Source organism: Kitasatospora sp. NPDC059795, from assembly GCF_042732175.1.
Classification (GTDB): Bacteria; Actinomycetota; Actinomycetes; order Streptomycetales; family Streptomycetaceae; genus Kitasatospora.
Genome location: NZ_JBHWID010000003.1, coordinates 244,889 through 268,408 on the forward strand (window position 1 = coordinate 244,889; position 23,520 = coordinate 268,408).

The window sequence follows — 23,520 nt, forward strand, 5'->3', positions numbered from 1 at the left end:
TTCACCCGGCCGGATGAGTTCGAGTATGAACGAATCACCTGGTCATCACCTGACAGGCTTCCGGCACCACAGCGAGTCTCTTCCGGCCGTCTCGACGCTGCGGCGGCCCGACTCCGACGTGGTGCACGGACCGGCGGTCGACCGTTGAGGGTCGGTCGGATCGCCAACCGGACTGCCGGTGCCGCCGCTGACACGGCGCGGCACCGGCGGTCGCGTTTCCTGCCGGTGAGCGCTGTGCACCGTCCGCGGCACCCCGGACACCCCGACCACCTGCGCCCGGGGTGCCGCGGCTCCGGGCCGCGCCCGAGGCCTGCCCGTAGGCGCTCGGTAGAGTGGGCGGGGACCGGGCGGATCCGCCGCAGCCACCCCATCCCCTCGCGGAGTGAACGCACGTGCCACCCCTGCTCAGCATCGTCCTGCCCGTCCACGGCGTGGAACGCTTCCTGCCGCAGTGCCTGGAGTCGCTCCGGGCCGACGGCGCCGCCCCCGGCGAGGTCGAGCTGATCGCGGTGGACGACCGCTCCCCCGACCGCAGCGGCGCCCTGCTGGACGCGCACGCCGCCACCGACCCCCGGATGCGGGTCCTGCACCTCGCCGAGAACCAGGGCCTGGGCGGCGCCCGCACCGCCGGCCTGGCCGAGGCCACCGGCACCTACGTCTGGTTCGTCGACAGCGACGACTGGCTGCCCGAGGGCACCATCGACGCGGTCCTCGCCGAGCTGCGCGCCGAGACCACCCGCGACCTGCCCGCCGACGTGCTGCTCACCGACTTCACGCACGTCTACCACGACGGCGGCGAGGAGCCGAACCCCTGGCGGCACGTGCTGGCGGGCTCCCCGCTGGTCTCCGGCTGCACCGCCGCCGAGCACCCGGCGCTGTTCAACTCGGTGCTCGCGGTGTGGAACAAGGTGATGCGCCGGCAGTACCTGCTCGACCTCGACGTGCACTTCGGCCGCGGCTACTACGAGGACATCTCCGTCACCTATCCGCTGCTGCTGGCCGCCGACCGGCTGGTCTACCTCGACCGGCCCTGCTACCGCTACCGGCGCGGCCGCCCCGGCGCGATCACCGCCACCTCCTCCCCCAAGCACGCCGACGCCTTCGCCCAGTACGACGCGATCTTCGCCTTCCTGGACCGGAACGAGCGGGCGAACCGGCTGCGCACCCTGGTCTTCGACCGCACCGTCAAGCAGGCCCTCACCATCTACGACACCCCGGGGCTCGTCCCGGTCGAGCTGCGCGCCGAGTTCTTCGCCCGGATCACCGGGCACTTCGCGAAGCACCGCCCGGACGGCTACCGCTTCCCGTCCGGCGTGCGCGGCATCCAGTACCGGCTGGCCGCCCGCGGCTCCCGCCGCGCCTACGCCGAGCTGCGCCGCGGCGGCAAGCTGCCGAGCGCCGTCAAGCGCGGCACCAGGGCGGTCGCGCCCGGGGTGAAGAAGGCCGTGCGCAGCGGCGCCCGCTTCACCGCGTACAACGCGTTCCGGCGGCTGCCGATAGACGAGCACCTGGCGGTGTACGCCGCGTACTGGCACCGCGGGTACGCCTGCAACCCGGCGGCGATCTACGAGAAGGCCCGGGAGCTGGCCCCGCAGGTGCGCGGCGTGTGGGTGGTGGAGAACGCGGCGCGGGCCGCGACGCTGCCCGAGGGGGTGCCGTACGTGATCGTCAACACCCCGGCGTACCTGAAGGCGATGGGCACCGCCAAGTACTTCGTCAACAACGTCAACTTCCCGCACACGATGGCGAAGCGGACCGGCACGGTGCACGTGCAGACCCAGCACGGCACGCCGCTGAAGGCGATGGGGATGGACCTGCAGGACCACCCGGTCGCGGCGGACGGGATGGACTTCGAGCGGCTGAAGGAGGCGGTGGCGCGCTGGGACTACCTGGTGTCGCCGAACCCGCACACCAGCGAGCACTTCGCCCGCGCCTTCCCCGGCACCTACCAGATCCTGGACACCGGCTACCCCCGCAACGACCGCCTGGTGCACGCCACCACGGACGAGTGCGCGCGGGTCCGCCGCGACCTGGGCATCGCCCCGGGGCAGCGCACCGCGCTGTACGCGCCGACCCACCGCGAGGCCCGGGGCGGCTACCTGCCGCTGCTGGACCTGCCGGCGCTGGCCGAGCGGCTGGGCACCGGCTGGACGGTGATGGTGCGCACCCACTACTTCCACGACGGCGGCGCGGGCGACCTGACGGCCCGTACCGGCTCGGCCCGGCTGCTGGACGTCTCCGACCACCCGTCGGTGGAGGACCTGTACCTGGCGGCGGACACCCTGGTCACCGACTACTCGTCGATGATGTTCGACTACGCGGTGCTGGACCGGCCGATCGCCGTGTACGCCCCCGACTGGGAGGAGTACCAGCAGGTCCGGGGCGTCTACTTCGACCTGATGAAGGAGCCGCCGGGCGCGGTCGCCACCGAGCAGGACGCGCTGACCGAGGCGCTGCTCGCGGGCGACCCGGAGCCGGCCGCCCGGCAGCGCTTCCGGGAGCGGTTCTGCCCGTGGGACGACGGCCGGGCCGCCGAGCGGGTGGTCAGCCGGATCTTCCCGGTCCGCAAGTAGACCCGGCGGCCACCGCCCGTCTCACCTGGTGAGAGAGCGCTTTCCCACCAGGTGGGCGTGACGAGGATCGCAGTGGCGTGATGGCGACGGGAGGTGGACGGGCGGCAGGGGCGATGTCGTAGTCTGCCGTTCGAACCCAGTGGTCCGACCTCCGTCCGAGCCGCGCGCCTCGCCCCTCGGCGGGCTGCGCCCTTGGGCCTCGGGCGGTCCGAACTCGCGGCCAGGGAGGGCCAGTTGATCGACCTCGTCACCAAGCTCGTGCTCAAGCCGCTCGCGCGGGCGGTCTACCGGCCGACCATCGAGGGCCTGGAGAACGTGCCGCGCAAGGGCGGGGTGATCCTGGCGAGCAATCACCTGTCGTTCGTGGACAGCGTGGTGATCCCGCTGGCCGCGCCGCGTCAGGTGTTCTTCCTGGCGAAGGCCGAGTACTTCACCGGCACGGGCCTCAAGGGCGCGATGTCCCGGTACTTCTTCACCCATGTGATCAACGCCGTCCCGGTGGAGCGCGGCAGCGTCCGGGCGGCCACCGCGTCGCTGGAGGAGGGGCTGAAGATCCTCGACTCCGGCCGGGCGTTCGGCATCTACCCGGAGGGCACCCGTTCGCTGGACGGCCGCCTGTACCGCGGCAAGACCGGCGTCGCCTGGCTGGCGCTGACCGCCGGCGTCCCGGTCATTCCGGTCGCGCTGGAGGGCCCGCAGCACATCCTCCCGGTCGGAAAGCGCATTCCGCGCCTGCGGAGGATCACCGTCCGGTTCGGCGAACCGCTGCACTTCGACGCCCTGCACGGCCAGGCCCGCTCCGCGAAGGCCCGCCGCCAGGTCACCGACGAGGTGATGGCCGCCATCCAGGCCCTGTCCGGGCAGGAACTCGCCGACCAGTACAACGAGTCCCCGAAGGCGGCCTGACCGCCCTCAGGCCGCCGCCGGCTGCAACGCCTCCCGGTCGAGCAGCGCCGCGTAGCGGCCGCCGCGGGCCAGCAGCTGGTCGTGGGCGCCGAGTTCGGCGATCGTGCCGCGGTCCAGGACGGCGATCTGGTCGGCGTCCCGGACGGTGGAGAGCCGGTGCGCGATGGTGATCGTGGTGCGGCCCTCGGCGAGCGCGTCCAGCGCCTGCTGCACCGCGAGCTCGGTCTGGTTGTCCAGCGCGCTGGTGGCCTCGTCCAGGATCAGCACCGGCGGGTTGCGCAGCACCGTCCGGGCGATCGCCAGGCGCTGCTTCTCGCCGCCGGAGAAGCGGTAGCCGCGCTCGCCGACCACGGTGTCGTAGCCGTCCGGCAGTTCGGCGATCATGTCGTGGATCTGGGCGGCCTTCGCGGCCGCTGTCAGCTCCTCGTCGGTGGCCTCGGGCTTGGCGAAGCGCAGGTTCTCGGCGACCGACGCGTGGAACAGGTAGGTCTCCTGCGAGACCACCCCGACCGCCCGGGCCAGCGTCTCGAACGACAGCTCCCGCACGTCCACCCCGTCGATCAGCACCCGCCCGCCGGTGACGTCGTACAGCCGCGGCACCAGGTACGACAGCGTCGACTTCCCCGACCCCGTCTCGCCCACCACCGCGAGCGAGCCGCCGGCCGGCACGGTCAGGTCGATCGCGGCCAGCGTGGGGCGGTCCTGGTCGGCCCGGTAGTGGAACTCGACGTCCTCGAAGCGCACGTCGCCCCGGATCCGCTCCAGGTGGACCGGCCGCTCGGGCTCGTCGATCTCCACCGGCAGGTCCAGGTACTCGAAGATCCGCTGGAACAGCGCCAGCGAGGTCTGCACGTCCACACCCGTGGACAGCAGGCTCACGGTGGGCCGGAACAGCCCCTGCTGAAGCGACACGAACGCGACCAGGGTGCCCAGCGAGACGATCGGCGCCCCCGCCGAGGTGGCCAGGCCGGCCGCCCAGTAGATCAGCGCGGGCATCGCGGCCATCACGATCCCGATGGTCGACATCCGCCACCGGCCCGCCATGCTGGAGCGCACCTCCAGGGCCGCCAGCTCGTCCGACTGATCCGCGAACTCCTTGGTCAGCGAGGCGGAACGCCCCATCGTGCGACCGAGCAGGATGCCGCTGACGGACAGCGACTCCTGCACCGCGGACGACAGCTTGGCGAGCTGCCGCTGCCGCTCCCCGGTGATCTTCTTCCGCTCCCGGCCGACCCGGCGGCTGATCCACACGAACACCGGGAGCAGCAGCAGCGAGACGATCGTCAGCCGCCAGTCCAGGGCGACCATGGCGACCACGCTGGCGATCACCGCCGTCAGGTTCGACACCAGCGACGTGGCGGTGCCGGTCACGGTGGCCTGCATCCCGCCGATGTCGTTGGCGATCCGCGACTGCACCTCGCCGGTGCGGGTCCGGGTGAAGAACGCCAGCGACATCCGCTGCAGGTGCCGGTAGACGGACGTCCGCAGGTCGTGCATGACGCGCTGGCCCACGGTGGTGGAGATCAGCGTCTGCAGGACGTTGAGGACGCTGGTGACGACGGCCGCCGCGATCATCCCGAGGGCGAGCAGCGTCAGCAGCCCCGTCCGCCGCTCGGGAATCGCGACGTCCAGCACCGCCCGCAAGAGGAACGGCGTCGCCACCGACACCACGGCCGACGCCGCCACCAACAGCCCCACCACGGCCAGCCGCCCGGCGTACGGCCTGAACAGCCCCACGATCCGCCGCACCTGCGCCGGCTGCTTCTCCGCCCCCTCGGGGGGCTCCCAGTCGATCCGGTTCAATCGCACGGAGACCTCCAGACGGTCGGCGAACAGGGCATGGCGAGCTTAACGAGCTTCACTCACCATTAGCAAACCTAACCTTTTCGCCGGACGCGATATTTCCGCAAGCGGAAGCGCACAACCAAGGAGAGCACCGACAGGGGCGCGGGGAACTGCGCGAAGCGGAAGGCGCCACGTCCGCAAGATCGCGACGCAGGACAATGACCTGCACGTGAGCGCGACCCCCCTCGCTACCGCTTGCGGTAGTCGCGCCCCGCCGTGGTCGAGAGCTTCCCCAGTCCGCCCACCGGCAGCAGGCGGGCCGCCGTCACGGCGGCCTTGTAGCGCTTGCCGGGGACGCACAGCGGCCGGTTGCGGGCGAGGTCGCGGAGGGAGTCGTCGACGACCCGCTCCGCGGTGAGCCAGCCCCAGGCGGGAATGGAGGAGGTGCCCATGCCGGCCCGCTCGTGGAATTCGGTGCGGGTGAAGCCGGGGCAGAGCGCCTGGAGGCGCACTCCGCTGCCGGCCAGGTCGCGGGCGATGCCGAGGGTGAAGTTGACCACCCACGCCTTCGTCGCGCCGTAGGTGCCCCGCGGGACGAACGCCGCGACCGAGGCGACGTTGACGATCCCGCCGAAGCCGCGTGCGCGCATGCCGGGGACGGCGGCCGTGGTGGTGCGCAGGACGGCCTCGATGTGGACCTTGAGCATGTTGAGCTCGTCCTGGACGGGCACGTCCAGGTACGCGCCGCGGTTGCCGAAGCCGGCGTTGTTGATCAGCAGGTCGACGGGTCGGGCGTCGTCGCGCAGGCGGTCCTCGACGGCGCCGATGCCGGTGTCGGTGGCGAGGTCGGCGGCGAGGGTCTCGACCTGGACGCCGTAGCGGGCGGTGAGTTCGGCGGCGGACTTCCGCAGGCGCTCGGTGTCCCTGGCGACCAGCACCAGGTCGCGGCCGTCGCGGGCGAGGCGGTCGGCGAAGGCGGCACCGATGCCGGCGGTCGCGCCGGTGATGAGGGCTGTGGTCATGGACCAGACCGTACCGGCCGGTAGTCGAATCCGGTGCGAATCAGCCCTCCGGAACGCCCGTCGGCCCTTCGGGCGACGCGCCCCGGGTCGGCGGCGCGCCCCGTCGTGGCACCGGTCCGATCACCCTACGGTTTCGGGCATCGCCGCCGTCCCACGCGGCGTCCGCCTCGCTCGGGAGAGAAACCGATGCTTGTTCAGCTCCACCCCTTCTGGATAGAAGTCGCGCGTCCGGCCCGTCCCCGACCCTCGCGGTCCTGACGGCCGGACCCGCCTTCCGCCCGCTCGGGCCCGGCCCCCTCCCCACGGGGCCGGGCCCGCGCGCATGCCAAGAAAGAGCAATACATCGACAAATCGGCCCCCTCCCACCCCCTCCCCCCACCACGTACTGACCGGTAAGTAATCCGGTCGAATCTATTGACGGAGCGTCAACAGATCGGGATTCTCGGGAAAACCGCCGCCTCCCCGACCCGAGAGGTGACCATGATCGGGCACCATCGCGCCAGGAACGTCCTCCTCCGTCTGCTGCCGCTGCTCCTGCTCGCGGCCGCCCTCGTCACCGGCACCGTGCCGGGCCCGAATGCCCGTGCCGCGGACGGGTGGTGGAATCCCACCGCCCGTCCGGCGCCGGACTCGCAGATCAATGTCACGGGCGAGCCGTTCCGTGGCGCCGCCGCCGACGGCAGCGTCCGCGGCTTCGTCGACGCGCACAACCACCTGATGTCCGCCGAGGGGTTCGGCGGCCGGGTGATCTGCGGGGCCGCGTTCTCCCCGCAGGGCGCCGCGGACGCGCTGAAGGACTGTCCGGAGCACTACCCGGACGGTTCGCTCGCGCTGTTCGAGAACGTCACCGGCGGCGCGAACGGCCACCACGACCCGGTCGGCTGGCCGACCTTCGCCGACTGGCCCGCGCACGACTCGCTCAGCCACCAGCAGGACTACTACGCCTGGGTGGAACGGGCCTGGCGCGGCGGCGAACGGGTGCTGGTCAACGACCTGGTGACCAACGGGCTGCTGTGCTCGATCTACCCGTACAAGGACCGCGGCTGCGACGAGATGGACGCCATCCGCACCGAGGCGCGTAAGTCGTACGAGCTCCAGGCGTACATCGACGCCATGTACGGCGGGCCCGGCAAGGGCTGGTTCCGCATCGTCACCGACTCCGACCAGGCCCGTTCGGTGATCGAGCAGGGCAAGTTGGCGGTGGTGCTCGGGGTGGAGACCTCCGAGCCGTTCGGCTGCAAGCAGATCCTGGACGCCCCGCAGTGCGACCGGGCCGCGATCGACCGCGGGCTGGACGAGTTGTACGCGCTCGGGGTGCGCAGCATGTTCCTGTGCCACAAGTTCGACAACGCGCTGTGCGGCGTGCGGTTCGACGAGGGCACCACCGGGGTGGCGGTGAACGCCGGGCAGTTCCTGTCCACCGGCACGTTCTGGACCACCGAGCAGTGCACCGGCCCGCAGCACGACAATCCGATCGGGCTGCCGACCGCGCAGGCGCAGGGGATGCTGCCGGCCGGGGTGAACCTGCCGACGTACTCGGCGTCCGCGCAGTGCAACACCCGCGGGCTGACCGAGCTGGGCGACTACGCGATTCGCGGCATGATGAAGCGCCACATGATGCTGGAAGTCGACCACATGAGCGTCAAGGCGGCGAAGAGCGCGTTCGAGCTCCTGGAGTCGCAGTCGTACCCGGGGGTGATCTCCAGCCACAGCTGGATGGACCTCAACTGGACCGAACGCCTGTACAAGCTGGGCGGGTTCGCCGCGCAGTACCCGCACGACGCGAACGGGTTCGTGGCGGAGGCGAACCGCACCAAGGCGCTGCGCGACACCTACCGGGTCGGCTACGGCTACGGCAGCGACCTGAACGGCGTGGGCGGCTGGCCGGGGCCGGTCGGGGCGGGCGCGCCGAACGCGGTGACGTACCCGTTCCGCAGCGCGGACGGCGGTTCGGTGCTGGACCGGCAGGTGACGGGCTCCCGCACCTGGGACGTCAACACCGACGGCGTGGCGCACGCCGGGCTGCTGCCGGACTGGATCGAACAGATCCGGCTCAGCGGCGGGCAGGGCGTGGTGGACGACCTGATGAAGGGCTCGCAGTCCTACCTGACCACCTGGCGCGCCACCGAACAGCACTCCCCCGGGCGGGAGTTGGCGACCCGAACGGCGAGCGCCACGGCGAGCTCCGCGGAGTGGAACCCGTTCACCTCCTACCAGCCGGGCCGGGCGCTGGACGGCGACCGCTCCACCCGGTGGGCCAGTGACTGGAGCGACGACCAGTGGCTGCGGGTCGACCTCGGCGCGGTGCGCACCGTGGACCGGGTGACGCTGGACTGGGAGCGTGCCTTCGCCACCGGCTACCGGATCGAGGTGTCCACGGACGGCAGCACCTGGCGCACCGTCTGGTCCACCACGGCCGGCGACGGCGGGCTGGACACCGCCGCGTTCGCGCCGACCCCGGCCCGGTACGTGCGCTTCCACGGCACGGCGCGGGCCACCCAGTACGGGTACTCGCTGTACGAGCTGTCGGTGCACGGCAGCTGACCCGGCGCCGCCCGGCGGCCACGGATACGACGAGCGGACAATCGGTCTCTCTCCGAACCGATTGTCCGCTCGTCATTCTGTGATGGTCCGACTGTTGATGGTCCGACTGTCACTCCGCCTTGGCGGCCTGGGCGTTCCGGTCGGCGTCCCCGCCCGCGCCCACCGGACGCAGCCGGGTGTCGGCGGTGGCCTTCAGCTCGGGCGCCAGCTTGGCGACGTCGCGGGAGCCGACGGCGGCGATCAGGCCGGGGAGCATCCAGCGGACGGGCTGCATGCCGCGCAGCCAGGCCTGCGCGTAGACGTGCGGGGAGCGGCGGCCGATGCCGGCCACCAGGCGGTCCACGGCCGGGCCGATCGGGTAGGTCTTGTTGGCGGGCCAGGGCAGCTTGGCGCGCATCTGCCGCAGCACGGTGTCCTGGTCGGCGCCGCGCACCATGTCGGTGTCGGTCCAACTCAGGTAGCCGACGCCGACCTTGACGCCCTGGTGGGCGACCTCGGCGCGCAGCGCGTGGGCGAAGGACTCGACGCCGGCCTTGGAGGCGCAGTAGGCGGTCATCAGCGGGGCGGGGGTGAGCGCGGCCAGCGAGGCGATCTGCAGCAGGTAGCCGCGGCTCTCCACCAGCGCGGGCAGGAAGGCTCGGGCGGTGGCGACGGAGCCGAGCAGGTTGACCTCGACGACGCGGCTCCAGGCCCGGAAGTCGCTGTCCTGCATCGGCCCGCCGAGGGCGATGCCGGCGTTGGCGACGACGGTGTCGATCCGCCCGTAGCGGTCCTTGATCCGGTTGGCGGCCTCGGTGAGCGCGTCCAGGTCGGTGACGTCGGCCTCCCAGGCGGAGGCGTGCTCGCCGCACTGGTCGGCGACGGCCTTGAGCTCGGCGGGTTCCAGGCCGACCAGCGCGACCTTGGCCCCCCGGTCGGCGAGCTTGCGGGCCATCAGCGCGCCGAGGCCGCGGGCGGCTCCGGTGATGACGACGACCTGCGAGGACAGCGGCGGGGTCATGCGGTCTCCTCCACGGCGGCGGACTGGGACGGGATGTCGAAGGCGGCGGCGCTCTCGACGGCACTGCTTTCGGCATCGCTCAACGCAACGCTCGCCGAGACTCCCGCCGAGACGCCTGCTGCAACGCCCACCGGGACGTCCGCCGCAGCGCCCGCCGCGAGTTCGTCGGCGACCAGCGCGGCGACCCGGCGGATCTCGTCGGCGACCTCGGCGGGCCGCTCCAGCGGGCTCATGTGGCCCGCGCCGTCCAGTTCCAGCAGGCCGCGCGGGTCGGCCAGGGCGGCGGCGATCCGGCGCGAGTGCACCGGCGGGGTCAGCTTGTCGTTGCTGCTGGTGACGACGGCGGTGGGCGCGGTGATCCGGGCCAGTTCGGCGTGCACGTCCAGCACGTCCAGCACGATCGACCAGCGGTGGCGCACCTTGGGCGGGCAGGCGTGCACCACCTGCGCGCAGGCCTCGACCCGGTCGGGGGGCGTGGCGGGGCCCATGGTGGCGTACTTGAGGACGGCCCGGCTGATGCCGTTGATCGGCCCGAGCGACAGCCGGGACTGCAGCACCGGCCGGCTCAGCAGGCGCCGCAGCGCCCGTCCGCGCACGAAGGGCGGCAGCACCGTCTGCTCGTCGACGAGTTCGCCGGCGCCGGTGTTGAGCAGCACGTTGGCGGCGGTGCGGGCGGCCACCTCGGGGCGGCCACCGGCCGCCATGATGGTCATACCGCCCATGCTGTGTCCGGCGACCACGGCGCGGCGTCCGGCGGGGACGGTCGCGGTCAGCACCGCTTCGAGGTCCTCGGCGAGCTTGCCGGCGCCGTACCCGGCGGCGTCGGCCGGCGCGGGGCTGCGGCCGTGGCCGCGCTGGTCGTAGGCGACCACCCGGAAGTCGCCGGCGAGGCGGTTGATCACGGGCGCCCAGAACGTGGTGGCGCAGGTCCAGCCGTGGGCGAGCACGATCAGCGGCGCGCCCTCCGGCCCGTACTCCTCGACGTTGAGTTCGGCGCCGTCGGCGGAGCGGACGGTGTGGACGGCCGCAGGGTCCGGCAGGACGCAGTCGGCGGGGATACGGGGGCTCATACGGGCACCACCTCGGTGTCGCGCGCGTCGCCCAACGGGGCGGTGCGCTTGAGGAGTTCGTACTCGGCGAGGTCGACGTGCCGGGTGGCACGGCGGAAGGCACTGGTGGAGGCCGGCCACAGCACGGTGTTCTTTCCGTCCTCGTCGAGGTACCAGCTGCGGCATCCGCCGGTGGTCCACACGGTGCGGCTCATCCGGTGCTGGAGTTCCAGGTTCCACTGCCGCTGGGCCCGTTCGGTGGGCTGCATGGCGGTGGCGCCGATGGAATCCAGCGTGGTCAGCGCGTCGATCAGGTAGTTGAGTTGGGACTCGATCATCAGGATCATCGAGTTGTTGCCGAGCCCGGTGTTCGGGCCGATCACGAAGAACAGGTTGGGGAATCCCCGGACGGTGGAGCCGCGCAGCGCTTCCATACCGTCCTTCCACGCTTCGGCCAGCGCCATGCCTCCGACGCCGTACACCCGCTCGGCGATCGGCAGGTCGGTGGTGTGGAACCCGGTGCCGAACACCACGGCGTCCACCTCGTGTTCGCTGCCGTCGGCGGCGACCAGGGTGCTGCCGCGCAACTCCCGCAGACCGGCCGCGACCACCTCGGTGTTGGGGGCGGCGAGGGCCGGATAGTAGGTGTTGCTGAGCAGGATCCGCTTGCAGCCGATGCGGTAGTCCGGGGTGAGCTTGGCACGCAGCGCCGGGTCGGCGACCGCCCGGTGCATGTGACGGAGTGCCACCTGTTGAACCAGCGCGAGGAGTTGCGGACGGCGCACGAAGGCGTCCACCTGGAGCTCGCGGATCGCGAACAGTCCGGCGCGCCTCAGCAGGCCGGTCGGCGGGAGTTTGCCGTGCAGCCACTTCTCGACGCCGGTGACCTCGCGGTCGGCGCGCGGCAGAACCCAGGCCGGGGTGCGCTGGAAGACCGTCAGGCTGCGGACGGTGGGCTGGACGGCGGGGATGATCTGGATCGCGGACGCGCCGGTGCCGACCACGGCGACGCGCTTGCCGGCCAGGTCGTAGTCGTGGTCCCAGCGGGAGGAGTGGAAGACCTTGCCGGGGAAGGCATCCAGGCCCGGCAGGTCCGGGATCTGCGGCTCGGCGAGCGGGCCGGCGGCGGAGACCACGGCGTCGGCGGTCCAGTTGCCCGCCGAGGTGGTGACGCGCCATCGGGTGCGTTCCTCGTCCCAGCGCAGCTCGCGGACCTCGGTGCCGAACCGCAGGTGCGGGCGGAGTCCGAAGGTGTCGGCGATCCGCTCCAGGTAGGCGCGTATGTCGGGCTGTCCGGAGAACACCCGCGGCCACTCGGGGTTCGGCGCGAACGAGAACGAGTACAGGTGGGAGGGCACGTCGCAGGCGCAGCCGGGGTAGGAGTTGTCGCGCCAGGTGCCGCCGACCGAGTCCGCGCGTTCCAGGATCACGAAGTCGGTGATCCCGGCGCGGCGCAGCCGGACGCCGGCGCCGAGGCCGCCGAAGCCGGAGCCGATGACGGCGACCCGCACGTGCGGCACGGGCTGCTGCGGTTCGGCGGGTGCGGTCTCGACGGATGCGGTCTCGGCGTGGGCGGTCTCGGCAGGGGCGGGCGACTTCTTGGTGCGGGGTGCCATGGGCGGGTCCTCCTGGCGAGGGTGGGGCGGCACGGGCCGGTGCGGCGCTGCGCTGCGCGGTGCGCAGGGGCGCGCGGAAGTGCGGGGGCGGGGGTGCGGGTGGAGCCCTGGAAGCTGCCAGTAGTCACTGGCGCGTTCGGCAGAGTAGCCCTTATTGACACCGAGTGGAATAGCGCGGACGGCGCGGATTGCACGTGTGTTCGACCCGTCCGGACGGGCCCTATGCTGACCGGCGTGGCCGAGACCGAGAAGGACCGCGAGCCCCCGCGCGAGTACCGCATCGCCGAACTCGCCGAGGCGGCCGGCCTCAGCGTGCGCACCGTCCGCTTCTACCGCGAACGCCGGCTGCTCCCCCCGCCCCGCAAGGCCGGCCGGATCGCCTGGTACGGCCCCGAACACCTGGCCCGGCTGCGCCTGATCGCCGAACTGCTGGAACGCGGCCATGCGCTCGGCGGCATCGCCGAACTGATCGGCGCCGGCGAGGACGGCCGCGACGTCGCCGAACTGATCGGTCTTCAGGCCGCGTTGGTCGCCCCCTGGTCCGACGAGGCGCCCGTCCACCTGACCTGGGACGAGCTGTACGCCGCGTTCGGCGACGAGCTGACCGAGGCCAACACCGCCGAGTCCCTCGCCCAGGGCTTCATCACCGTCGACTCCGAGGGCATCACCCACATCAGCCGCCGCCTGATGGACGCCTCCGTCGCACTGGTCGACGAGGGCGTGCCGCTCGCCGCCGTGCTGGAGGTCAGCCGGCGCGCCAGCGAGTACGCCGACGCGATGGCCGACACCTTCGTCGCCCTGATCCGCGACCGCCTGCTCGGCGCGCTCACCCACGTCCAGGACCTCACCCCCGCCGAGGCCGCCCGCCTCACCGAACGCATCCACCGCATCCGCCCCCTCGCCCGCACCGTCAACGACGCCCAGTTCGCCCTGGCCATGGACCGCCGCGTCCGCGCCGAGTACGACCGCCTCGACGGCCGGTGACCCCTCCCCCGCCCGCGCCACCAACCGCCCCGCCCCGGCACCCGATACCCCTCCCCACCGCTGGTTCTCCGGCACTCCCCGCACCTCTCCCACCACATCTCCTCTCCCACCGGCCACCTGCGCACCACCCGTCCCACCCCGGCATGGGAGAGTGGGGGGCGGTGAAGGGAGCCCGGGCGTGTTGATGGAGAAGGTCACCGAGATCCTCGTGGAGGCGGCGGCGGAGGCGGTCGAGCCGCGGTTCCGTGCGTTGGCCGAGGGCGAGGTGATGGAGAAGGCGCCCGGCGACGTCGTCACCGTCGCGGACCGGGACGCCGAGCGGATCATCACCCGCCGCCTGCGCGAACTGCTCCCCGTCCCCGTGGTGGGCGAGGAGGCCGTGGCCTCCGACCCGGCGCTCGCCCGGGCGTTGCTGGAGGAGCCCGCCGCCTGGCTGGTGGACCCGGTGGACGGCACCAAGAACTTCGTCGCCGGCGACCCCTCGTACGCGGTGATGGCCTCGCTGGTGCGCAGCGGCCGCACGGTCGCCGCCTGGATCTGGCAGCCGTGCTCCGGCACCGCGTACACCGCCGAACTCGGCGCCGGGGCCTGGCAGAACGGGAGCCGCCTGGTCCGGGGGCCGATCACGACCGGCCCGGAGTCGTGGACCGGCATCCTGAAGACCCGCTACTTCGCTCCGCCGACCAGCCACCGCCTCCTCGACAACGCCCGTGCGCTGGGCCCGCTCGATCCCGGCCGCCGCGCCGCCGGGATCGAGTACCCGTTGGTGGCCACCGGTGAGCGCGATTTCATCCTGTACTGGCGCACCCTCCCCTGGGACCACGCCCCCGGCTCCCTCCTGATCACCGAGGCCGGCGGCCGTTCCGCCCGCTTCGACGGCTCCCCCTACCTGCCCGAGCCTCCCGGCGGCACCGACGGCCTGCTGGTCGCGGCGGACCCGGACCAGTGGGAGACGCTCCGGGAGATCCTGCTCAGGGGTTTCTGACCGCGCGCCCGCTCGCCACCACGGCCGACAGCAGCGCCGCGACCTCCCGTTCGGTGGTGTGCGGGTTGAGCAGCGTCAGCTTCAGCCGCACCCGACCGGGGCCGGTGCCCGGGAGTTCGGTGCGGCCGACGACGGCCCGGCCGGTGCGCAGCAGGCGGCGGCGGAGTTCCGCGTTGACGTGGTCGCTGTCCTCGGCCGTGGCCCCGGCCGAAGCCGCGGCGTACCGGAACACCACGGTGGTCAGGATCGGGTCGCAGTGCAGCTCCAACTCGGGTTCGACGCGCACGAGTTCGGCGGCCTTCCGGGCCAGGTCGTGGCAGCGGTCGACCAGTTCGCCGAGTCCTTCCCGGCCCAACGCCCGTAGCGTGACGGCGAGTTTGAAGGCGTCGGGCCGGCGGGTGGTGCGCAGCGACTGGCCGAGCAGACTGGGGTAGCCGGCGTCCTCGTCGTCGGCGGGGTTGAGGTAGACGGCGCGGCGGGCGAGCGAGGCGTAGGTGCGGGCGTCGCGGACCAGGAAGACGCCTGCGGCGGCGGGCTGCCAGCCGAGTTTGTGCCAGTCGAGGGAGATCGAGTCGGCCCGGTCGAGGCCGTCGAGCAGTGGGGCGAGGCGGTCGGAGAAGAGTGCGCCGCCGCCGTACGCGGCGTCGACGTGCAGCCAGGTGCCGTGTCGGGCGGCGAGGTCGGCGACGGCGTGCAGGGGGTCGATGGCGCCGGTGTCGGTGGTGCCGGCGGTGGCGACCACCGCGACGGGGGTGGCGCCCTCCCAGCCGATCTCGGCGAACGCGTCGGCCAACGCGGCCGGGTCCATGCGGAGTTGGCGGTCCACGGGGACGACGCGGACGGCCCGTTCGCCGAGGCCGAGCAGGGCGGCGGCGCGCTGGACGGAGAAGTGGGCGGCCTCGGAGGCCAGGATCCGGGGTCGGCCGGTGCGCGGGAGGCCGTTCAACTCGACGTCGGGGCCGAGGCGTTGGTCGCGGGCCAGCATCAACCCCATCAGGTTGGACTCGGTGCCGCCGGTGGTCAGCACGCCGGCCGCGCGGTCCGGCCGGAAGCCGACCAACTGGGCCATTTCGGCGAGGAGTTCGGCCTCCAGGGCGGTGGCTGCGGGGGCCTGGTCCCAGGAGTCCTGGGAGGGGTTGAGGGCGCTCACGGCGAGGTCGGCGGCGACTGCGAGGGCCAGCGGCGGGCAGTGCAGATGCGCGGCGCATGCCGGGTCGGCCGGATCGGCCGCGCCGTGCGCCAGCAGTTCCACCAACTGGCCGAGTGCGCCCGGTCCTTGGGCTCTGGCCAGGGCCTCCCGCACCACCTCGCCGATCACCACCGGCTCCCCCGCCGGCACCGGCCCGCCCCGCCGCACCGCGCCGGCGGTCAGCGCCGCCAGCACCTGCGCGAGCAGCGGCCGCAACGCCTCGGGCCCGCCCACGCCACCGGAGAGTTCGGTCAACCCCACCATGTCCGTTCACTTCCAACTGTTCGATCAGCACGCGACTTCGACGCCTGTCCGGAGCAGCCTTCCCGCCCCGGCCCGCCCTTCCCCTTCTCCCCCGCCCTCCCCCGTCAGCCCGCCCGGTTCGCCGCCGTAGGCTCCCGCATCGCGAACTCGATGGCGTCGCAGAGCCGTTCGAGGACGGCGTCGGCCTGCTCGTCGGTGATGGTGAGCGGCGGGAGCAGCCGCAGGACGGCGTCGTGGCGGCCGCCGAGTTCGACGATCAGGCCGCGGGCGAGGCAGGCTTCGCGCACCCGGACGGCGAGCGCCGGGTTCGCGGGGCGTGCGCCGCAGCTGTCGAACTCGCCTGCCGGGTCGACGAGTTCGACGCCGAGCATCAGGCCCCGGCCGCGGACGTCGCCGATCACGGGGAGGCGGTCGCGGGCGCCGTCGAGGCGGGCGGCGATCCGGGCGCCGACGGTCTCGGCGCGGGCGACCAGCCCGTTGGCGGCGATGTGCCGGAGCGTGGCCGCGCCGGCCGCCATCGCGAGGGTGTTGCCGCGGAAGGTGCCGGTGTGCGCGCCGGGCCGCCACCCGTCGTACTCCTCGCGGTAGACGACGACCGCGAGCGGGAGGCTGCCGCCGATGGCCTTGGAGAGCACCATCGCGTCCGGCTCGATGCCGCTGTGCTCGACGGCCCACATCCGGCCGGTGCGGCCGACGCCGGTCTGCACCTCGTCGACGATCAGCGGGATGCCGCGTTCGGCGGTGATCCGGCGCATCTCGCGCAGCCATTCGTCGGGGGCGGGGACGACGCCGCCTTCGCCCTGGACGGGTTCGAGGATCATCGCGGCCGCCGGGAGGACGCCGCCCGACGGGTCGTCGAGCAGCCGCTCGGTGTAGGCCGAGGCGAGCTGCGCGCCGCGCTCGCCGCCGACGCCGAACGGGCAGCGGTAGGCGTAGGGGTAGGGCAGCCGGGTGACGTCGCCGCCGCTGGGCAGGGGGGCCTTGACGGCGGTGTTGCCGGTGACGGCGAGGGCGCCGGCGGTCATGCCGTGGTAGGCGCCGGTGAAGGCGAGTGCGCCGCGGCGGCCGGTGGCGGTCTGCATGAGCTTGAGGGCGGCTTCGACGGCGTCGGTGCCGGCGGGGCCGCAGAAGTGGATCCGGGCCTTGGCGGCGAACTTCTCGGGGAGGCTCTCGAACAGCGCGGTGGTGAAGTCGTCCTTCTCGGCGGTGGCGAGGTCGAGCAGGTGGAGCGGGGCGCCGCTGTCCAGGGTGCGGCGGATCGCGTCGAGCACCACGGGGTGGTTGTGGCCGAGGGCGAGGGTGCCGGCACCGGAGAGGCAGTCGAGGTAGCGGCGGCCGTCGGCGCCCTCCACGGTCATGCCGTTCGCGCGCACCGGGACGATCGGGAAGGACCGGGCGTAGGTGCGGGCGGCCGACTCGCGGATGCGCTGGCGGCGCAGGATCGCGTCGGCGGCGGGCGCGGCGGAGGTGCCGACGGTGAGGGTCACAGCGGAGCTCCCTTGTGGAAGTTAGGTAAGCCTCACCTTACTATCGCGGCCCTCGCGCACCGTCCCCACCCGACCTGGATCACTCGTCCGAGTGAGTACGCACCACTTCCGGCACCACCCCGGCACCACCCCGTCAACGAGCGCGGCCACGTCAAGTCACGGCCACCGCCCAAGTACCCTGCCGCCATGGACGATCCGACCCCCGAAGCCGACACGCGCACCCACGCCGACACCCGCGCCCGCACCGCCGCCCACGCCCACGCCCACGCCCACGCCCGCGAACTCGCCGAGACCCGCGCGTTCTTCGCCGAGCGCGCCGCGGGCTGGGACGCGAAGTTCCCGGACGACGGCCCGCGCTACGCCGCCGCGATCGCCGAAACCGGCCTGGCCGCAGGGCAGTTCGCCATCGACGCGGGCTGCGGCACCGGCCGGGCGCTGCCGCTGCTGCGGGCCGCCGTCGGGCCGTCGGGCACCGTCCTGGGCGTGGATCTGACGCCGGAGATGCTGGCGCAGGCCGCCGCCCACCGCGCCGACGCCGCCCTGGTCCGGGCCGACTGCACCCGGCTTCCGCTCCCGGACGCGGCGGCCGACCTGGTCTTCGGGGCGGGCCTGATCTCCCATCTCCCGGGCCCGGAGGCCGGCCTGCGCGAACTCGCCCGCGTCACCCGCCCGGGCGGCCGGCTCGCCCTCTACCACCCGGTGGGCCGCGCCGCCCTCGCCGCCCGCCACGGCCGTCCGATCACCCCGGACGACCTGCGGGCCCGCGACAATCTCTTCCCCCGGTTGACGGCCGCCGGTTGGAAACCGCTTTCCTACACCGACGAGCCGGAGCGTTTCCTGGTCCTCGCCCAACGCGCCTGACGACGCCTCAGTCGCGCTTCCACCGGTAGCCGAGTTCGGGGCGGCCGACCTGGCCGTAGCGGGGTTCGCGGGTGGCGTGGCCGGTGGTGACGAGGTGTTCGAGGTAGCGGCGGGCGGTGATCCGGGAGACGCCGGTGGCCTCGGCGGCGGCCCCGGCGGACAGGCCGTCGGGGGCGGTGCGCAAAGCAGTGGCGAGGGTGTCCAGGGTGGCGGCGGTCAGGCCCTTGGGGAGGCTGGTGCGGTCGGTGCCGCGCAGCAGCGCGAGGGCCCGGTCGACCTCGTCCTGCCCGAGGGCCTCGCCGTCGCGGCCGAGGCTGGCCCGGTAGCGGGCGTACTGCCCGAGGCGGTCGCCGAGGGCGGCGGCGCCGAACGGCTTCAGCAGGTACTGGACGACGCCGGCGGTGACGGCCTGCCGGACGGTGGCGAGGTCGCGGGCGGAGGTGACGGCGATGATGTCGGCGCTGTGCCCGGCGGCGCGCAGCGCGGCGCACAGGTGCAGGCCGTGGCCGTCGGGCAGGTAGAGGTCGAGCAGGATCAGCTCGACGGGGGCGTCGGCTTCCCGGGCGCGGTCGAGGGCGCGGGCGGCTTCGACGCGGGAGTGTGCGACGGCGGCGACGGCGAAGCCGGGGGTGGCGGCGACGTAGCGGGCGTGGGCGTCGGCGGCGACCGGGTCGTCCTCGACCACCAGGACCCGGATCGGCCGCTGTTCGGGTCGGTCGGTCATGCGTCCACCGCCGGGCGCTGGAGCGGGAGTCGGACGGTGAGCACCGCGCCGCCGTCGTGGCGGCCGGGCTCGCCGAGGCGGACGTCGCCGCCGTTGCGGCGGGCGGTCTGGGCGACCAGCGCGAGGCCGAGGCCGCGGCCGTGCTGCTTGGTGGTCCAGCCGCGGCGGAAGACCTCATCGGCGGCGGCGGGGTCGACGCCGGCGCCGGTGTCGGCGACCCGGAGCAGCAGGTGGCCGTCGTCGGTGCGGGCGGTGACGCGGACTTCGGGGGCGGCGTGGGCGGCGTTCTCGATGGCGGCGTCGACGGCGTTGTCGATCAGGTTGCCGAGCAGGGTGACCAGGTCGCGCGGGGTGAGCCGGTCGGGCAGGACGCCGTCGTCGATCCGGCTGTCCTCGGTGAGGTGGAGTTCGACGCCGCGTTCGGCGGCCTGGGCGGCCTTGCCGAGCAGCAGGGCGGCGAGCACGGGTTCGCCGACGGCGCCGACCACCTGGTCGGTGAGCCGTTGGGCGAGGGCGAGTTCGGCGGTGGCGAACTCCACGGCCTCGCGGTGGCGGCCGAGTTCGATCAGCGAGACCACGGCGTGCAGCCGGTTGGCGGCTTCGTGGGCCTGCGCGTCAAGGGCCGCGGCGATGCCCTTGACGGTGTCCAACTCGCCGGTGAGGCCCTGGAGTTCGGTGTGGTCGCGGAGGGTGACCACACTGCCGAGGCCGGGTCCGACGGACGAGGTGTTGACCAGCAGGACGCGTTCGGCGGTCAGGTGCACTTCGTCGCGGACCGGTTCGGCGGACTCCAGCGCCCGGCTCAGCGAGCTCGGCAGCCCGAGCTGACGCACCGTCAACTCGGCTGTGCTGTCGTCGAGTCGGAGGAGTTCGCGGGCGGCGTCGTTGCACAGCAGCACGCGCTGGTCGCGGTCGAGCAGCACCAGTCCTTCGCGCACCGAGTGCAGCGTCGCCTGGTGGTAGTCGTACAGGTGGGCGAGTTCCACGGCGTCCATGCCGTGGGTGTGGCGGCGCAGCCGGGTGGCGACCAGGTAGCTCGCGGTGGCGCCGAGGGCGAGGGCGCCGCCGGCGATGCCCGCGAGGGCGAGCAGGGGGGTGCGCAGCCGGGCGGAGATGTTGTCGACGGTGATGCCGGCGCTGACCAGGGCGACCACGTGGTGTCCGTCGTCGTAGACGGGGGCGACGACGCGGACGGACGGGCCGAGGGTGCCGGTGTAGGTCTCCTGCTGGAGGCGGCCGAGCCGGGCCTGGTCGATGTGGCCGAGGAAGGGCCGGCCGATCTGCGCGGGGTCGGGGTGGGTCCAGCGGATTCCGTCGGTGTCCATGACGGTGACGAAGTCGACGCTGGTGTCGGAGCGGACCTGCTGGGCGTACGGCTGGAGGACGGCGCTGGGGTCGGGTCCGGTGACGGCGGTGCGGACGGTCGGGGAGTCGGCGACGGACAGCGCGACGGCGGTGGCCTCGTGGCGGGCGGTGTCCTCGGCGCGGCCGGCGGTGAACAGGTAGGCGAGGACGGCGCCGCCGGCGACCACGGCCCCGACGATGACCACCTGGACGGCGAACAGCCGTCCGGCCAGGCTGCGGCGCCTGCGTGGGCGGGCGGCAGCGGGGGTCGGGCCGGTCGGGTGCATGACGACAAGTGTGCCCGGTCACGGGCCTGTCACGACGTCCGCGGTACCCGTGAACACTATGAACGTAACCGTGACGTCCCTCACGGCGGGGCGAATAGTCATGCGCGGCCCGCCACCCACGGGCCGGTCGCGTCCACCCCCCTCAAGGACGCGGTGCGAGCCTAGCGGCGAAGGAGCCGAGCGGATGACCGCCACCCCCACCACGAACGGGAAGCCGAAGAATAGATCGGACCGGACCCACTATCTGTACCTGGCGGTGATCGCCGCAGTGATCGCGGCGATCGTGGTGGGTCTGGCCGCGCCGAAGTTCGCGGTGGAGCTGAAGCCGGTCGGCACCGGCTTCGTCAACCTGATCAAGATGATGATCTCCCCGGTGATCTTCTGCACCATCGTGCTGGGTGTGGGTTCGGTCTCCAAGGCGGCGAAGGTCGGCCGGGTCGGCGGCCTGGCGCTCGGCTACTTCCTGCTGACCTCGACGGTGGCGCTCGGCATCGGCCTGCTGGTGGGCAACCTGCTGGAGCCGGGCAGCGGGCTGCACCTGACGGCGGCGCTGGCGAAGTCCGGGCACGCGCAGGCGGTGGCGGGCGCGTCGTCCACCACCGACTTCCTGCTCGGGATCATCCCGCACACCCTGGTGTCGGCGCTGACCGAGGGCCAGGTGCTGCAGACGCTGCTGGTGGCGCTGCTGGTCGGTTTCGCGCTGCAGGGCATGGGCAAGGCCGGCGCGCCGATCCTGCGCGGCGTGGAGCACCTGCAGAAGCTGGTGTTCCGGGTGATGTCGATGATCATGTGGGTGGCCCCGATCGGCGCGTTCGGCGCGATGGCGGCGGTGGTCGGCGCCACCGGCACGGCCGCGCTGAAGAGCCTCGCCGTGATCATGATCGGCTTCTACGTGACCTGCGTGCTGTTCGTGGTCGTGGTGCTCGGCCTGCTGCTCCGGCTGGCCGCCGGGGTGAACGTCTTCTCGCTGCTGCGCTACCTGGGCCGCGAGTTCCTGCTGATCCTGTCCACCTCGTCCTCCGAGAGCGCGCTGCCCCGGCTGATCTCCAAGATGGAGCACCTCGGGGTGAGCCGTCCGGTCGTCGGCATCACCGTGCCGACCGGCTACAGCTTCAACCTGGACGGCACCGCGATCTACCTGACCATGGCGTCGATCTTCATCTCCGAGGCGATGGACAAGCCGATGTCGATCGGCGAGCAGCTGTCCCTGCTGCTGTTCATGGTGATCGCCTCCAAGGGCGCGGCGGGCGTCACCGGCGCGGGCCTGGCCACGCTGGCCGGCGGCCTGCAGTCGCACAAGCCCGCGCTGGTCGACGGCGTCGGCCTGATCGTCGGCATCGACCGCTTCATGTCGGAGGCCCGCGCGATGACCAACTTCGCGGGCAACGCAGCGGCCACCGTGCTGATCGGCCACTGGACGGGCGAGCTCGACCGTGAGCGGATGAACGCCGTGCTGTCCGGCGCGCTGCCGTACGACGAGGGCGCGGCTGCGGCCGCGGACGCCGCGGACGCCGCGGTGCCCGCCCAGGCGCAGGCCCCGGCGGTGGAGCCGGCCGCCTGACGGCCTCGTCCGAGACGGGTCGACGCCCCCGTCGGCGCTCCGGGTTCGCCCCGGACGCCGGCGGGGGCGTCGCCGTTCTCCGCGCGAATGCCGGGCCGACTCAAGGGTGTCGGGCCGGCTCATGGGTGCCGGGCCGGCTATGGGTGCCGGGCCGGCTCGGGGCGTCAGGCCGGCTCGGAGGTGGTGCCGGACAGCGCCCAGGCGAGGCCGGTGGCGGGGTCCTCCAGGGCGAGGTGCAGGTGGCGCAGCTCGTCGCCGGGCTCGGTCCAGGCCAGGCAGTGCAGGCGGCCGACCAGGGCGTCGACGGCGGTCGCGCCCGGGGTGGCGGTGCAGTCCATCGCGGTGAGCAACTGCCGTACGGCGAGCCGCCCTTGGGCCGCGCCGCGGTCACGGCGGGCGGAGGCGAGGTGGACCAGGGCCGGGTACAGCGCGGCGAACGGCAGCTGCCCGCCGGTGACGTCCGGCCCGGCGGCGAGCTGCGCGGCGGCGTCGGTGGCGCGACCGCGTACGCACACGGCGGTGGTCCACTCGGCCAGCGCGGCGAGCAGCGCGGTCGCCGGAAGGCCGGTCAACCGGGCGCCGGGGGACGGCAGTTCGATGACGCCGAGGCCTTCGCGGGTGGGCGGTGCCAGGTGCAGGGCGCGCCGCGCGCCGCCGCCGGGCAGGTACTCGCGGACCCGGGTGTCGCGTTCCCACCCGACGTCCTCCCAGGGGCGCAGCCGGAACTCGGTGCCGTCCCCGTCCCCGTCCTCGCCGAGCAGGGCGCGGGTGTGCGCGGCCAGGCGGCGGATCTCGGGCGGCAGCGGCAGTGCGGCCAGCACCGGCCAGGGGTGGCGGGTGGCGAGCACCTCCCACAGCGGACCGGCGTCGTGGTCGCCCGCCGTCGCCGCCGTGCCGGGCCCGGCGGCGGGGTCGAACAGGCGGGCCGCGATCTCGGCGGGCGCGCCGTACGCCACCAGGTGCCCGAGCGGCGCCGCGAGCGCGTCGCCGAGTGCCCTGGCCAGGCGGAACCGTTCCACCAGCTCCTCCCACCGCCCCCGCGCGGCGAGCCACTGCCCGGACGGCCCCCACCCGTACCGCCCCGGCCCCGTCCTGCTGTCGACGATCATCCGCTCAATGTACGGCCGCACCGCGGGCGCGGCCCGGCGACGCGACGGTGACGGTCCGTCACGGGATCTCCTGCCTCGGCGTGCCCGCAGCCGGTACGTACCGACCTCGTGACCCCGGGCGCCGGAGAGCTGCTGGACGAGTCGCAGGCCGGTGACCGCAACGGGTGGCCGGACCGGGGAAGTGGTCCGGCCACCCGTCAACCAGGTGCGATCCGCGCCGTGCGAGGCCG

The 23,520-nt window shown here is 73.4% G+C and carries 17 protein-coding genes; 7 read left to right on the forward strand and 10 right to left on the reverse strand.

What is annotated here, in order from left to right:
* The first annotated feature begins 392 nt into the window (after window positions 1-392).
* Together ACFV4P_RS08260 and ACFV4P_RS08265 are read left to right on the forward strand one after the other, a co-directional pair.
* The gene (locus tag ACFV4P_RS08260) at window positions 393-2,573 is read left to right on the forward strand and encodes a CDP-glycerol glycerophosphotransferase family protein (RefSeq protein WP_380468593.1); all 2,181 of its coding nucleotides are present in this window, start codon (window positions 393-395) and stop codon (window positions 2,571-2,573) included.
* A gap of 234 nt (window positions 2,574-2,807) precedes the next feature.
* Window positions 2,808-3,479, forward strand: a complete 672-nt coding sequence (locus ACFV4P_RS08265) for a lysophospholipid acyltransferase family protein (protein WP_380468595.1) — start codon at window positions 2,808-2,810, stop codon at window positions 3,477-3,479.
* 6 nt (window positions 3,480-3,485) lie between these two features.
* Here ACFV4P_RS08265 and ACFV4P_RS08270 read toward each other — a convergent pair whose 3' ends face one another.
* Both ACFV4P_RS08270 and ACFV4P_RS08275 read right to left on the reverse strand, forming a co-directional pair.
* Window positions 3,486-5,288, reverse strand: a complete 1,803-nt coding sequence (locus tag ACFV4P_RS08270; protein WP_380468597.1) for an ABC transporter ATP-binding protein — start codon at window positions 5,286-5,288, stop codon at window positions 3,486-3,488.
* Window positions 5,289-5,512: 224 nt separating this feature from the next.
* Window positions 5,513-6,286, reverse strand: coding sequence for an SDR family NAD(P)-dependent oxidoreductase (locus ACFV4P_RS08275; protein WP_380468599.1), 774 nt, complete (start codon window positions 6,284-6,286; stop codon window positions 5,513-5,515).
* Between the two features lie 480 nt (window positions 6,287-6,766).
* Between ACFV4P_RS08275 and ACFV4P_RS08280 the strand changes: the two genes are divergently transcribed.
* The gene (locus tag ACFV4P_RS08280; protein WP_380468601.1) at window positions 6,767-8,830 is read left to right on the forward strand and encodes a discoidin domain-containing protein; all 2,064 of its coding nucleotides are present in this window, start codon (window positions 6,767-6,769) and stop codon (window positions 8,828-8,830) included.
* A 109-nt stretch (window positions 8,831-8,939) separates the two neighbouring features.
* Here ACFV4P_RS08280 and ACFV4P_RS08285 read toward each other — a convergent pair whose 3' ends face one another.
* The 3 genes from ACFV4P_RS08285 to ACFV4P_RS08295 are packed head-to-tail and all read right to left on the reverse strand — an operon-like array spanning window position 8,940 to window position 12,495.
* Entirely contained in the window at window positions 8,940-9,830 is an 891-nt protein-coding gene (locus tag ACFV4P_RS08285) for an SDR family oxidoreductase (RefSeq protein ID WP_380468603.1), read from the reverse strand.
* Window positions 9,827-10,900, reverse strand: a complete 1,074-nt coding sequence (locus ACFV4P_RS08290) for an alpha/beta fold hydrolase (RefSeq protein WP_380468605.1) — start codon at window positions 10,898-10,900, stop codon at window positions 9,827-9,829. The genes ACFV4P_RS08285 and ACFV4P_RS08290 overlap by 4 nt, the downstream gene beginning before the upstream one ends.
* Complete coding sequence (locus ACFV4P_RS08295) at window positions 10,897-12,495, reverse strand: flavin-containing monooxygenase (RefSeq protein ID WP_380468607.1); 1,599 nt, start codon at window positions 12,493-12,495, stop codon at window positions 10,897-10,899. The genes ACFV4P_RS08290 and ACFV4P_RS08295 overlap by 4 nt, the downstream gene beginning before the upstream one ends.
* Window positions 12,496-12,729: 234 nt before the next feature.
* Here ACFV4P_RS08295 and ACFV4P_RS08300 point away from each other — a divergent pair, with 234 nt between their 5' ends.
* Window positions 12,730-13,479: a MerR family transcriptional regulator gene (locus ACFV4P_RS08300; RefSeq protein WP_380468609.1), complete on the forward strand. Its 750-nt coding sequence runs from the start codon at window positions 12,730-12,732 to the stop codon at window positions 13,477-13,479.
* A gap of 184 nt (window positions 13,480-13,663) precedes the next feature.
* Window positions 13,664-14,464 carry an inositol monophosphatase family protein gene (locus tag ACFV4P_RS08305; protein WP_380469127.1) on the forward strand — a complete coding sequence of 267 codons (801 nt, stop codon included), beginning with the start codon at window positions 13,664-13,666 and terminating at the stop codon, window positions 14,462-14,464.
* Here the strand turns inward: ACFV4P_RS08305 and ACFV4P_RS08310 are convergent.
* Both ACFV4P_RS08310 and ACFV4P_RS08315 read right to left on the reverse strand, forming a co-directional pair.
* Window positions 14,451-15,917: a pyridoxal phosphate-dependent decarboxylase family protein gene (locus ACFV4P_RS08310; RefSeq protein ID WP_380468611.1), complete on the reverse strand. Its 1,467-nt coding sequence runs from the start codon at window positions 15,915-15,917 to the stop codon at window positions 14,451-14,453. The two genes, ACFV4P_RS08305 and ACFV4P_RS08310, sit on opposite strands and share 14 nt — an antisense overlap.
* A gap of 104 nt (window positions 15,918-16,021) precedes the next feature.
* Window positions 16,022-17,404 carry a diaminobutyrate--2-oxoglutarate transaminase family protein gene (locus ACFV4P_RS08315; protein ID WP_380468613.1) on the reverse strand — a complete coding sequence of 461 codons (1,383 nt, stop codon included), beginning with the start codon at window positions 17,402-17,404 and terminating at the stop codon, window positions 16,022-16,024.
* Between the two features lie 186 nt (window positions 17,405-17,590).
* Between ACFV4P_RS08315 and ACFV4P_RS08320 the strand changes: the two genes are divergently transcribed.
* Window positions 17,591-18,265 (forward strand): class I SAM-dependent methyltransferase, encoded by a 675-nt coding sequence (locus ACFV4P_RS08320; RefSeq protein WP_380468615.1) that lies wholly within the window; start codon window positions 17,591-17,593, stop codon window positions 18,263-18,265.
* A 7-nt stretch (window positions 18,266-18,272) separates the two neighbouring features.
* Here the strand turns inward: ACFV4P_RS08320 and ACFV4P_RS08325 are convergent, their stop codons facing one another.
* Both ACFV4P_RS08325 and ACFV4P_RS08330 read right to left on the reverse strand, forming a co-directional pair.
* Complete coding sequence (locus ACFV4P_RS08325) at window positions 18,273-18,989, reverse strand: response regulator (protein ID WP_073809048.1); 717 nt, start codon at window positions 18,987-18,989, stop codon at window positions 18,273-18,275.
* Entirely contained in the window at window positions 18,986-20,620 is a 1,635-nt protein-coding gene (locus ACFV4P_RS08330) for an ATP-binding protein (RefSeq protein WP_380468617.1), read from the reverse strand. The genes ACFV4P_RS08325 and ACFV4P_RS08330 overlap by 4 nt, the downstream gene beginning before the upstream one ends.
* Before the next feature lie 184 nt (window positions 20,621-20,804).
* Between ACFV4P_RS08330 and ACFV4P_RS08335 the strand changes: the two genes are divergently transcribed.
* On the forward strand, window positions 20,805-22,181 hold the full coding sequence (locus tag ACFV4P_RS08335) for a cation:dicarboxylate symporter family transporter (RefSeq protein WP_380468619.1): 1,377 nt from the start codon (window positions 20,805-20,807) through the stop codon (window positions 22,179-22,181).
* A 164-nt stretch (window positions 22,182-22,345) separates the two neighbouring features.
* On the opposite strand, the gene ACFV4P_RS08340 is transcribed toward ACFV4P_RS08335, so the two are convergent.
* Window positions 22,346-23,290, reverse strand: a complete 945-nt coding sequence (locus tag ACFV4P_RS08340; RefSeq protein ID WP_380468621.1) for a hypothetical protein — start codon at window positions 23,288-23,290, stop codon at window positions 22,346-22,348.
* Window positions 23,291-23,520: the final 230 nt, after the last annotated feature.

What these genes read in the sequence shown, in the direction of transcription:
- ACFV4P_RS08340 (WP_380468621.1), bottom strand. Translation starts at nt 23,290, where the DNA reads ATGATCGTCGACAGCAGGACGGGGCCGGGGCGGTACGGGTGGGGGCCG.
- ACFV4P_RS08295 (WP_380468607.1), bottom strand. Translation starts at nt 12,495, where the DNA reads ATGGCACCCCGCACCAAGAAGTCGCCCGCCCCTGCCGAGACCGCCCAC.
- ACFV4P_RS08275 (WP_380468599.1), bottom strand. Translation starts at nt 6,286, where the DNA reads ATGACCACAGCCCTCATCACCGGCGCGACCGCCGGCATCGGTGCCGCC.
- ACFV4P_RS08280 (WP_380468601.1), top strand. Translation starts at nt 6,767, where the DNA reads ATGATCGGGCACCATCGCGCCAGGAACGTCCTCCTCCGTCTGCTGCCG.
- ACFV4P_RS08325 (WP_073809048.1), bottom strand. Translation starts at nt 18,989, where the DNA reads ATGACCGACCGACCCGAACAGCGGCCGATCCGGGTCCTGGTGGTCGAG.
- ACFV4P_RS08335 (WP_380468619.1), top strand. Translation starts at nt 20,805, where the DNA reads ATGACCGCCACCCCCACCACGAACGGGAAGCCGAAGAATAGATCGGAC.
- ACFV4P_RS08285 (WP_380468603.1), bottom strand. Translation starts at nt 9,830, where the DNA reads ATGACCCCGCCGCTGTCCTCGCAGGTCGTCGTCATCACCGGAGCCGCC.
- ACFV4P_RS08310 (WP_380468611.1), bottom strand. Translation starts at nt 15,917, where the DNA reads ATGGTGGGGTTGACCGAACTCTCCGGTGGCGTGGGCGGGCCCGAGGCG.
- ACFV4P_RS08320 (WP_380468615.1), top strand. Translation starts at nt 17,591, where the DNA reads ATGGACGATCCGACCCCCGAAGCCGACACGCGCACCCACGCCGACACC.
- ACFV4P_RS08290 (WP_380468605.1), bottom strand. Translation starts at nt 10,900, where the DNA reads ATGAGCCCCCGTATCCCCGCCGACTGCGTCCTGCCGGACCCTGCGGCC.
- ACFV4P_RS08305 (WP_380469127.1), top strand. Translation starts at nt 13,664, where the DNA reads ATGGAGAAGGTCACCGAGATCCTCGTGGAGGCGGCGGCGGAGGCGGTC.
- ACFV4P_RS08330 (WP_380468617.1), bottom strand. Translation starts at nt 20,620, where the DNA reads ATGCACCCGACCGGCCCGACCCCCGCTGCCGCCCGCCCACGCAGGCGC.